Genomic DNA, 11491 nt, shown 5'->3' with positions numbered 1-11491 from the left:
TGCCGGCGAAGGCGTCCTTAAGAGCGCCTTCGCCGGCAAGCCTGGCTCCTACATGTCCGGTTTACCGTTAATGGCAATCAGCTCCCCGCCTGTTTGTTCAACGCCTCTTCAGCCGCTGCAATTTCTGCCTGACGCTTGATGATCATGTCGCCCACGGGTGGGCCCTGGAAGCGTCGGGCTTCAAAGGCGAACCAGATGATTGCTGTCAGAAGCAGAAAACCGAGCGTGATGTATAGCGCCCAATCGTTCGGTGGCTGGATGCCGATGACAAAGATCAGCACCATCGAAAGGACCGAGAGGATGGCGAACAACGAGTAAAACCCGCGCCCCATGTTCCACGGCCCCATGGTCGGCCACTTCGCAGTGCCGTAGGTAAACAGGCCCAGCACGATGGGAATGATGAAAGAGAAGAACAGGAAGATCACCGTGCAGGAGACCACGATCGTGTAAACCGGGGTTTCGCCGATCGATACCAGGGACGATCCCCACACGAACAACACCGCGAGCGTGGCACCGGTCCAGATCGCCGCCACCGGGCTGCGATGGGTCGGTGAGACCGAGGCCAATGCTTTGGAGAAGGGCAGGCCGCCGTCACGGGAAAACGCGAAGATCATGCGTGAGACCGAGGTCACGGTCGCCAGCCCGCAGAGAACCTGCGAGATGAAAATGGCCAGGTAAAGCGCCATCTTGATCGCCGGGTTCACCTGAGTGTCCATCGCCCAAAAGAACACATTCCAACCCTGCTTCGCCGCTTCGTCCATGCTTGGCAGCATCAGTACAAACGAGCAGAGCATCACCCAGCCGAACAGCAACGACCAGGCCACCGAGCTGACCATCCCGACCGGTACCGACACGGATGCCCGATGGGTTTCTTCGGAAGTATGCGCCGAGGCGTCATAGCCGGTGATGGTGTAGATCGGCAAGAGCAGGCCGAGCATGAAAATCCAGCCGTTCGACACCTGTGGCCAGACGTTGCCGCCGGCTTCGCCGGAGTAGTTGCCGAAGGTCACCAACCGGGCGAACTCAAAGCTGGGGGCGGCGATCAGGCAGACGATGGTCAGCGCGAGCGCCGTGGCGAAGATCAGGTAGCCCGAGAAGTCAGTGAGCTTTGCGGTCAGGCCGATGCCGAAGTGGTTACACAAGGCCTGGAGGCCAGTCAGGATCGCCAGGAAAGAGATCCGTGTGGTGATGGTGTCTTCCATTCCCAGGGCCGGTCCGAAGGCGCCGAAAAAGAAGTAATAGGTACCGACGTTGATCGCGCCGAGCACCGTGATCAGTCCCAACAGGTTGAACCAGGCCGTCAGCCAGCCGGTGAAGCGGTTACCGAGAATCGAGCCCCAGTGATAAAGGCCGCCAGCCGTTGGGTAGGCCGAGGAAATCTGTGCCATGGCCATGGCGAAAACCCCGGAGATCAGGCAGCCCAGTGGCCAGCCGATGCCGATGGCTGCACCGCCTGCACCCGAAGTGCCCTGTGCCAGTGAGTTGATGCCACCCGAGAGGATGCAAATGATCGAAAAGGAAATGGCAAAGTTGGAGAAAACGCCCATGCGTCGCGAGAGTTGCTGGGCATAGCCCATGTTGTGCAACACCTTGAGGTCGTCGTCTTGTGGCGCGGTGGCGCCGGGTTGGCTTACTGGACTCATAGCGTGTGCTCTTGTTCAGGTTTTGATCCACATCCATCCGGGTTGTGCGTTGCCGAATGGGTTTGTCTTCAACCCCCTGTCGTACTGCTCCTGCCTCTAACGGTTGAAATCCATCCAGGTTTTCGTGCTCACACGTTGGCCAGGACAGACGATTGCTCTAGAGACGGCCGTGAAACGCCGCGTCGAAAATTTCTGCCGCGCCACTTCGTGTCAATGGCAGCGGGTTGCCGCCGGCGCAGGGGTCGACAATCGCCATGTCCGCGATTAAATCGACCTGCTTGTCATCCACCCCCAGTTCAAACAGCGTATGCGGCACGCCGATGTCTTTGCGCAGCTTGAGAACGAAGGCCAGAAAGCTGTCGAAGCCCGGGGAGGGCAGGCGCAAATAAGCCGCCAGGCGGGTGATGCGTTCTTCGATGGCCGGGCGATTGAACTTGAGTACATAGGGCATGAACGTGGCATTGGTCATGCCGTGGTGGGTGTCGTACAGGGCGCCCACAGGATGGGCGAGTGCGTGCATGCCACCCAGGCCTTTCTGGAAAGCGGTGGCGCCCATCGCCGCAGCCGCCAGCATTTGCGCACGCGCGTCGAGGTCGGAGGGGGTGTGTACGGCGCGTACCAGGGCATTGGCCACCAAGCGCATGCCTTCCACCGCAATACCTTCGGCCATCGGATGAAAGCCGGGAGCGCAGTACGATTCCAGGCAATGGGCAAAGGCATCCATGCCGGTGCCGGCGGTGACTTTTGCCGGCATGCCGACAGTGAGGGCCGGGTCGCTGATGACTATGCGCGGCATCATTTTCGGGTGAAAGATGATGCGTTTGGTGTGCGTACGTTCGTCGATGATCACCGCCGCACGGCCCACCTCGGAACCAGTCCCCGCGGTGGTCGGCACCGCAATGACCGGGGCGATGCTGCTTTCGTCGGCGCGTGTCCAGTAGTCGCCGATGTCTTCGAAATCCCAAACCGGTCGGGTCTGGCCGCTCATAAACGCGATGAGCTTGCCCATGTCCAGGCCGCTACCACCGCCGAAGGCGACCACGCCATCGTGGTTGCCGGCGCGCCAGGCGTCGAGTCCTCCTGCCAGATTGGCTTCAATCGGATTGGGCTTGAGGTCGCAAAACAGCGCGACGCCAAGGCCGGCGGCGCGTAAGGATTCCACTGCCGCGGTGGTGATCGGGGCACGCGCCAGGCCACTGTCGGTAACCAGCAACGGTCGCTGGATCCCTTGGCTGCGGCAGACTTCGGCCAGTTCGGCGATGCGGCCGACGCCGAAGCGGATGCTCGTGGGGTAATTCCAGTTCGCGGTCAGGCTCATGGCTCAGATCTCGTGGCGCAGATGGAAGGATTTCGCGCGGGTCAGGTGTTCATAGCCAAGACGCGACAGCGTGACGCCGCGCCCGCTGTTTTTCACCCCGGTCCAGGCCAGTGCCGGGTCCAGATAATCGCAGCGGTTCATGAACACGGTGCCGGTGGCGATCTCGTCGCCGATGCGTTCGGCGGCGGCGAGGTCCTGGGTCCAGATCGAGGCGCTGAGCCCGAACTCACTGTCGTTCATCAACGCGATGGCTTCGTCGTCGCTGGCCACCGGCATGATGCCGACCACCGGGCCAAAGCTTTCCTCGCGCATCACCGACATTTGGTGGGTGACGTCCACCAGTACCTGCGGCGCGAGGTAGGCGCTGCCCGGTGCATCGGCGGGAAAGTCCTTTGCATCGATCAACGCCCTGGCCCCTTGTGCCAGCGCATCGACGATCTGCCCGCGAACGAATTCAGCGGCGCTCGGCGTAATCAGCGGGCCGAGGGTGGAGGCTTCGTCCAGCGGATTGCCCAGCACGTATTGGCGGGTCAAGGCGACGAAGCGCTCGACAAAGGCCGGGTAGATTTTTTCATCGACATAGATACGCTCGACGGCGCAGCAGCTTTGCCCGGAGTTGAAGAAACTGCCGTCCACCAGGTTTTCCACCGCATGCTCAAGGTTGGCGTCTGCCCGAACGTAGGCCGGGTCTTTGCCGCCGAGCTCCAGGCCCACGCCAAGGAAGCATCCAGTGGCGGCGCTTTCCATGGCTTTACCGGCGTCGACTGAGCCGGTGAAGTTCACCTGCTGCACGCGTCCTGAAGCGATGATCGCGGCGGTCTGCTGATGATCGAGCAGCACGTTGTGGAACAGGCCTTCGGGCAGATGGGCGCGGCGAAAGGCCTCGGCGAAACGCTCGCCCACCAGCAACGTTTGTGTGGCGTGTTTGAGGATCACGCTGTTGCCCGCCATCAGCGCCGGGATGATCGTATTCACCGCCGTCAGATAGGGGTAATTCCACGGTGCAACGACCAGCACCGTACCCAACGGTTCGCGTTTGATACAGCGCCGAAAACCGGCGACAGGCGCAGGTTCAATCGCCGCCAACGCTTCAGGTGCAATGGCGATCATGTGCCGCGCACGTTCTTCGAAACCGCGCAGCTCGCCGGCGCCGAAGCGTACCGGGCGACCCATCTGCCAGGCCAGCTCTGGCACGATCTCGGCCTTCATCGCCAGCATTGCGTCCACGGCGGCGCTGCAAAATGCGGCGCGTTCGCTCAGTGGCCGGCGCTGCCATTGCACCTGGGCGGCTGCGGCAGCTGCCAGAGCCTGGTCGAGCTGCGCCGCATCGACACGGCGGCGTTCGGCGTAGACCCGGCCATCGACCGGGGAGATGAGTTGAACGATCTCAGTCATGGCGTGCTCAATAGCGCTCGAAGCCGCGCTGCAGTTCCCAGTCGGTGATGCGCCGGTCGTACTCTTTCTGTTCCCACTCGGCGGTGTGCACGTAGTGGTCGATCACTTCATCACCGAATGCCTCGCGCAACATGCTCGACGCCTTGAGCGCGGCGCAGGCATCGCGCAAGGTTTTCGACACTTCGGGCAAGTGCTCGTCGACGTAGGCATCGCCCTCGAAGGGCGGCGTCAGGCTGAGTTTTTCGTCGATACCGGCCAGGCCTGCGGCGATCAAGGCAGCGAAGGCCAGATAGGGGTTGAGGTCGGCACCGCCGATGCGACATTCGATGCGGATGGCCTTGCTGCCTTCCGCACACAAGCGAAAGCCTGCGGTGCGATTGTCCCGACTCCACACGGCCCGCGTCGGCGCGAAAGTGCCGGCCTGGAAGCGCTTGTACGAATTGATGTAGGGCGCCAGAAAACAGGTGATGTCGTTGGCGTATTTGAGCTGCCCGGCCACCCAGGAACGCATCAGTTTCGACATGCCAAACTCGGCCTTGGGGTCGAAGAACAGCGATTTTTTGCCATTCTTGTCCCACAGCGAATTGTGCACATGGCTGCTGGAACCGGCGGCGTCGTAGCGCCACTTGGCCATGAACGTGATCGCCTTCCCCTGCAGTTGCGCAATCTCCTTGCAGGCGTGCTTGATGATCACGTGGTGGTCGGCCATGGTCAGGGCATCGGCATAACGGATGTTGATCTCTTCCTGCCCCGGCCCCCATTCACCCTTGGAGTTTTCCACGGGAATGCCGCAGGCTTGCAGATGCTTACGAATCGCCCGCAGCACCGGCTCTTCGCGGGTGGTCTGGAGGATGTTGTAATCCTCGATGTAATGGCCGGCGGTCTTCGGCTTGTGGTAGTTGCGCTCGTGGATCGCCTCATAGCTCTCGTCGAACAGATAGAACTCCAGCTCCGAGGCGAACATGCCGGTATAGCCGCGTTCACGCAGGCGCTCGATCTGCTTTTTCAGGATCGCCCGCGGGCTGTGGGGTAGGTCGCGTCGGTGGTGATGATCGAGTACGTCGCAGAGCACCAGCGCCGTGCATTCCAGCCAGGGCACGCGACGCAAGGTGGCCATGTCGGGTTTCAGGACAAAGTCGCCATAGCCTTTGCTCCAGCTGGCTGCGGCGTAACCCGGCACCGGTTCCATGTCGATGTCGTCAGCCAGCAGGTAATTGCAGCAGTGGGTTTCTTCATGGCCGCTGTCGATGAAAAACTCGACCTGGAATCGCTTGCCGACCAGTCGTCCTTGCATGTCGACCATGCAGACCAACACGGTATCGATCTCGCCGGCGGCAGCGGCGCGCTTGAGTGCATCAAAGCTGAGGAGGGGCTCGGTCATCACGTCAATCCTGCGTGAAAGGTTTGGGCCTGTCTGAAATAGCTGTTGCAGACGCTCTCCAGAAAAAACCAAACCCTGCAGAATCGAGCATCGTGAGCAATGAGCTGCTGAAAGCTTAGCCTACTGTTGCCATGCGCAAGTTTCGGCCTGATGTGAACGGCGGTTATCTGGCGTGAGCCATGCCCGGGTTGCGATGCCGGGCCATGGTCAACAGCGGTCGCCTCGGTTAATTCCCGCCCACCACCATCTGACTGAACGGCGCCACATAAGCCTGCAATGTCACCAGCCCGCCGACCAGAATCGCCAGCACCACGGAGTGGAAAAACACGTAGCGCAGGATTTCCCCTTCATGGCCGTACCAGCGGGTGGCGGTGGACGCGACCACGATCGACTGGGCGTCGACCATCTTGCCCATGACCCCGCCGGAGCTGTTGGCCGCGGCCATCAATACCGGGCTCAGGCCCAGTTGCTCGGCGGTTACCCGTTGCAAGCCGCCGAACAGCACGTTGGAGGCCGTGTCCGAGCCGGTCAGGGCAACGCCGAGCCAGCCGAGCAGCGTGCCGAACATGGGGTAGAAAATGCCCGTGGCGGCGAAGGCCAGGCCCATGGTCGCGTCGAGGCCCGAGTAGCGGGTCAGGAAGCCCAGGGCAAGCATGGCCACAATGGTGATGAGCGAGTAACGCACCACCCACAGCGTTCGCAGGTAATGGTGCAGCAGCTGCGGGATCGAATAACCCATCAGCAGCCCGCCGAGGATCGCCGCCAGCAAGATGCCGCTGCCGGTGCTGGTGAGCCAAGTGAACTTGTAGACCGCGTCCTCTTTTTTAGGTGTAGGTACCACGGGCGGCACCTTCTCGATTTGTTGGTGAATGGTGGTGAAGGTCAAGGTCGGGGCAAAGATCGGGTTCGCCTCGCGCATTGGCTTACCCTGAGGATCGAGCTTGGCGGCGCTGGTTTGCGGATCTATCGCCGGGCGGGTATCGAACAGGTTCTTGAAGCTTTGGGTGCCCCAGGCAAACACGAAGACCGTGAGGATGATCCATGGCATCCACGCCCGCATTACGGCAGGTTTGGCGTCGCTGGCAAAAGTCGCGCTGGGTTTCTCGTCCGGGTCCACATCCACACTGGAGTTGTCGGCGCGCCCCGACAAGGCGGCAGAGGTGTGCACAGTAGCTGGCTTCCAGACCTTGAGGAAACCGGTCAGGCAGGCCATGGAAATCAGCGCGGCGATTACATCCACCAGCATCGGCCCGTGGTAGTTGGACACGAGGAATTGCGGTATGGCGAAGCTGATTCCCGCGACCAGGATCGCCGGCCAGATTTCCAGCATCTTGCGCCAGCCGGCGAAGGCCCAGATCAGCCAGAACGGCACGATCACCGAGAAAAATGGCAATTGCCGACCGACCATCATCGACAGCTCCATTTCATCCAGCCCGGTCACTTTGGCCAAGGTGATGATGGGCGTACCCAGGGCGCCGAACGCCACGGGCGCGGTATTGGCAATCAACGCCAGGCCAGACGCGGCCAGGGGCGAGAAGCCCAGCCCGATCAAAATGGCCCCGGTCACCGCCACGGGGGTGCCGAAACCGGCGGCCCCTTCGAAGAAGGCGCCGAAGCAGAAGGCAATCAACAGCAGTTGCAGACGTCGATCGTCGGTGATGCGCGTCAGGGAATCCTGCAGCACTTTGAACGAACCGTTCTCGGTGGTCAGCCGATGCAGGAAGATGATGTTAAGCACGATCCAGCCGATCGGCAGCAGACCGTTGGCGGCACCATATAGCGCGGCCGAGCCCGCCATGTCCGCCGGCATGCCGAAGGCGAAAATCGCAATCAACAAGGCCGAGCCCAGGGCCAACAATGCCGCCAGATGCGCCTTGATGTGGAAAAACGCCAGGGAGACCAGCATCACTACCACCGGCACCGCCGCCATGATGGTTGATAGCAACGGGTTGCCGAAGGGGTCGTAGATTTGCTGCCAGACCATGTTCCACCTCTGCTTTTTATTGTTGGTAGCGCAGACCCCCGTGGGGGAAGGTGGTTTGGAGTATAGGTGGCATTACGTTGCTGTCCTGGCGGGGGTTGTCTCAGTCTGAACGGGCTGTTTTGCAGTCGGCGTCAGTAAGCGAGCTTTCGTAGGAGCCAGGCTTGCCGGCGAAGGCACTTTCAAGGACGCCTTCGCCGGCAAGCCTGGCTCCTACAAAGTCCTGACTCGCGTTGCGGTCAGATGCCGGGCTGGAGTTTTTACAGACAAAAAAAGAGCCTCAAAGCTCTTTGATGGGGAGGAAGTAGAGCCCAGAGGCTCAAGATGCGCATGAAACAAGTGGTGAGCTTATTGGGGTTCAGTTCACTCACCACCTACGCAACGGCTTTAAACCTCCAACCGCTACGTATCAACATCGTAAGAAGCCGGTGGCTGGTACTCAAGTACCATTAGTCTAATCCTCCCGGCCAACCGGCCTGGCGCAGCGCTTTGAGCAAGGTGTTGGCATCCAGGCCCGGCACCGTATGGCCGTTGCCTTCGGTGGTGTTCGCGGCCAGCAGGGCGTTGATGATGGCTTCTTCCACTGCTTCGGTGGCGGCCAGGAACAGTTCGCTGATGTGGTCGTTGTTGACCATCCTCAGGTGATCGCAAGTAGGTGCGCCTTTGCCTTCATAGGCGGCCGGCGGCACGTGCTGATTGCCGGTGGCGAATGCCACGAAAATGTCGCCGCTGTGGTCTTCATTGCCGCCACCGGTGCGGGCCAGGCCGAGGCTGGCACGTTGCGCGAGGCGCGTGCATTGGTGTGGCAAAAGAGGCGCGTCGGTGGCCAGGCAGACGACGATGGAGCCCATGCCCGGATGGGGCAGGGAGGCCTTGAGGAAGGGCGAGTCGACCTGCTCCATATAACGCCCCACGGGGTAACCGTCGACGCGTAATTCGTGACGAATGCCGTGGTTGGCCTGGACGATTGCGCCGACGGTCCAGCCTCCTTGAGCACCATTCAGCCGGCGCGATGCGGTGCCAATCCCGCCCTTGAATTCATGACAGATCATCCCGCTGCCACCGCCCACCGCGCCTTCGATGACCGGGCCGCCAACGGCTGTGCGCAGAGCTTCGGCCACATGTTCCGGACGTACATGAAAACCGTTGATGTCATTGAGCAAGCCGTCGAACGTTTCCAGCACCACGGGCATGTTCCAGTAAAGGCGCCCTTCGTCGGGTTGCTCCTGACGATCCAAAACGATCAGCGCGTCGCGCACTACGCCCAGGCTATGGGTGTTGGTGAAGGCAATCGGGCTGGTCAGCAGACCCGCCTCGCGAATCCACTCAAGCCCCGTGGCATCGCCGTTGCCGTTGAGCACATGGACGCCGGCGAAGCATGGCTGTTGATTGGCGGAACCGGCGCGTGGCTCAATCAGCGTGACGCCGGTGTAGATGTCGCGGCCGCTGGCGGTTTGTCCTCGCACATTGCTATGGCCGACCCGTACGCCGGGCACATCGGTGATGGCGTTGAGAGGGCCGGGTTGCAGTTGGCCGAACTGAATGTTCAGGTCGCGGGCTCGTGGTTTCATCGTTTCTCTCATCTTCAATTCGTGGCAGAAAAAGGGGTTTACTGACAAATGCCAGTCAGGTGCGGAACCTGTGGGAGCGAGCCTGCTCGCGATAGCGGTTTATCATTCAACACGGCTATCGACAGACCCACCGTCATCGCGAGCAGGCTCGCTCCCACATGGGATTGCGCTTGGTTGAGAGGCATCGGGGATCACTGACCGTTCTTCACGGTGCTCCAGACGCGAGTGCGGACGCGCTCGGTCGCCTTGGGCAGCGGTTCAAGGGTGAACAGCTTGGCCATGACCTCGGCCGGTGGGTAAACGGCGGGGTTGTTGCGAGTCGCCTCGGCCACCAGGCGGGTCGCGCTGCGGTTGCCGTTGGGGTAGGACAGGTGGTCGGTGACCGGGGCGATGACTTCCGGGCGCATCAGGTAGTCGATGAACGCCAGGCCTTGTTGCGGATGCGGCGCGTCCTTGAGCAGCACCAACGTATCGAACCACATCGGCGCACCTTCCTTCGGCAGGCTGTAGGCGATCTTCACGCCATTGCCTGCCTGCTCGGCGTTGGTCTTGGCTTCCAGCATCGCGCCGGACCAACCCACCGCCACGCAGATATTGCCGTTGGCCAGGTCGCTGATGAATTTGGACGAGTTGAAGTAGGCAATATGCGGGCGCAGCTTGAGCAGCAGTGCCTGGACTTTCTTGTAGTCCTCGGGGTTGGTGCTGTTGGGTGGCAGGCCCAGGTAATGCAGCGCGACCGGCAGCATCTCCGAAGGCGAGTCGAGCATCGCCACGCCGCACTCGCCGAGCTTGGCCAGGTTCGCTTCATTGAACACCAGTTCCCAGGAGTCCACCGGCGCCTTGTCGCCCAAGGCGGCGCGGACCTTGTCGACGTTGTAGCCGATGCCGTTGGTGCCCCACAGATACGGCACAGCGTACTGGTTACCCGGATCGTTGTTGGCCAGTTTCGCCAGCAGCCCGGTGTCCATGTTTTTGTAGTCAGGCATTTGTGCGCGGGGCAGTGGTGCAAGCGCCCCGGCCTTGATCAGCGTCGGCAAGCTGAAGTTGCTGGCCACCACCACGTCGTAGCCGCTGCGGCTGGTCAGCAGTTTGCCTTCCAGGACTTCGGCGCTGTCGAAGGTGTCGTAAACCGGCTGGATCCCGGTGTCGCGCTTGAAATCCTGCAAGGTGTTGGGGCCGATGTAGTCGTACCAGTTGTAGACGTTCACGGTGGGGGCGTCAGCGGCGACCGCCGAAAGCGAAGCGCACAAACAGGCGCCCAGTCCCAGGTTGATATGCGAGCGATGACAACTCATGATGCGGCACTCCTGGCCTGCTGCAGGCCGGTGATGATCAGGTGCTTGCAGCGTATCGGCAGGCGGGGGACTCACCCATTCCCATCATGGGTTACTCGAAAGGGGTAGGGCGTGGACGCGTTGCTCAAAGAATTGCCGGTGCACCAAGGGTTGGCGCGGGTCTTTGCGGCGCTGGGTCAGGACGGGTTCTGGCGTGCGCTGGTGGATACGCTACAGCTTTTGGTGCCACTGGATAACGCGTTGGTCGCGGTAATGCGATCGGGGCGAGTGCCACGGCTGCTGATTGATTTCGACTCCAAGGGTGGCGCCGACGAGCATGAAGAACTGGCGGACTACAGCGCCGGCATGTACCTGCTCGATCCGTTCTACCAGGCCGCTTGTGCCGGTATTGCCGATGGCTTGCACAGCCTGGCCGCCGTGGCTCCCGACCAGTTTCAGCAGAGCGAGTATTACCTGAGCTACTTCCGCTCGGTGGTGGGTCGCGACGAGTTGCAGTTCATGGTCAACGTCGACGGCGCGGTACTCGGTTTATCGTTGGGCCGCTCGACGACGTTCACCCTTGAAGAGCAGGGCCGTCTGCTGTGTGTGCGCGATTGGGTGCTGGCGGCCATGCGCCGTCACCTGCAGCTGGTGCCCCCGGAAGGGCCGACCGCCGAGGCCGTGGCTGGCGATCTGGCGACCCTGCTGGATCGTTTCGATGCGCGTTTATCGGTGCGTGAAGTCGAAACGGCGCGGCTGATTCTCCAGGGCTTCTCCAGCAAAGCCATCGCCCAGCAACTGGGTATTTCCCCGGAAACGGTGAAGGTGCATCGGCGCAATCTCTATCACAAGCTTAATGTGAATGGGCATGGGGAGCTTTTTGCGCTGGTGTTGCAGCCGCGTTGATACCTTGTGGGAGCGAGCCTGC

The 11491-nt window shown here is 61.4% G+C and carries 8 protein-coding genes; 1 reads left to right on the top strand and 7 read right to left on the bottom strand.

Annotated features, from left to right (window positions below):
- Positions 1 to 77 precede the first annotated feature (77 nt).
- From PMI18_RS05165 to PMI18_RS05195, 7 genes are all read right to left on the bottom strand, one after another.
- A complete protein-coding gene (locus PMI18_RS05165) occupies positions 78 to 1643 on the bottom strand; it encodes an amino acid permease (protein ID WP_007905671.1) in 1566 nt (521 codons plus the stop codon).
- 157 nt (positions 1644 to 1800) lie between these two features.
- A complete protein-coding gene (locus tag PMI18_RS05170; RefSeq protein ID WP_007905669.1) occupies positions 1801 to 2961 on the bottom strand; it encodes an iron-containing alcohol dehydrogenase in 1161 nt (386 codons plus the stop codon).
- 3 nt (positions 2962 to 2964) lie between these two features.
- Positions 2965 to 4356 carry an aldehyde dehydrogenase family protein gene (locus tag PMI18_RS05175; protein WP_007905667.1) on the bottom strand — a complete coding sequence of 464 codons (1392 nt, stop codon included), beginning with the start codon at positions 4354 to 4356 and terminating at the stop codon, positions 2965 to 2967.
- A 7-nt stretch (positions 4357 to 4363) separates the two neighbouring features.
- Positions 4364 to 5737, bottom strand: coding sequence for a glutamine synthetase family protein (locus PMI18_RS05180; RefSeq protein ID WP_007905665.1), 1374 nt, complete (start codon positions 5735 to 5737; stop codon positions 4364 to 4366).
- 226 nt (positions 5738 to 5963) lie between these two features.
- Positions 5964 to 7721: an L-lactate permease gene (locus tag PMI18_RS05185; RefSeq protein WP_007905662.1), complete on the bottom strand. Its 1758-nt coding sequence runs from the start codon at positions 7719 to 7721 to the stop codon at positions 5964 to 5966.
- 446 nt (positions 7722 to 8167) lie between these two features.
- The gene (locus PMI18_RS05190; protein WP_007905659.1) at positions 8168 to 9289 is read right to left on the bottom strand and encodes a DmpA family aminopeptidase; all 1122 of its coding nucleotides are present in this window, start codon (positions 9287 to 9289) and stop codon (positions 8168 to 8170) included.
- Between the two features lie 191 nt (positions 9290 to 9480).
- Positions 9481 to 10584 carry a polyamine ABC transporter substrate-binding protein gene (locus tag PMI18_RS05195; protein WP_007905657.1) on the bottom strand — a complete coding sequence of 368 codons (1104 nt, stop codon included), beginning with the start codon at positions 10582 to 10584 and terminating at the stop codon, positions 9481 to 9483.
- Between the two features lie 111 nt (positions 10585 to 10695).
- Here PMI18_RS05195 and PMI18_RS05200 point away from each other — a divergent pair, with 111 nt between their 5' ends.
- On the top strand, positions 10696 to 11469 hold the full coding sequence (locus PMI18_RS05200) for a helix-turn-helix transcriptional regulator (RefSeq protein WP_007905654.1): 774 nt from the start codon (positions 10696 to 10698) through the stop codon (positions 11467 to 11469).
- Positions 11470 to 11491: the final 22 nt, after the last annotated feature.

This window comes from Pseudomonas sp. GM102 (genome assembly GCF_000282555.1).
Lineage (GTDB): Bacteria > Pseudomonadota > Gammaproteobacteria > Pseudomonadales > Pseudomonadaceae > Aquipseudomonas.
This window is presented reverse-complemented; position numbering and strand designations above follow the sequence as displayed.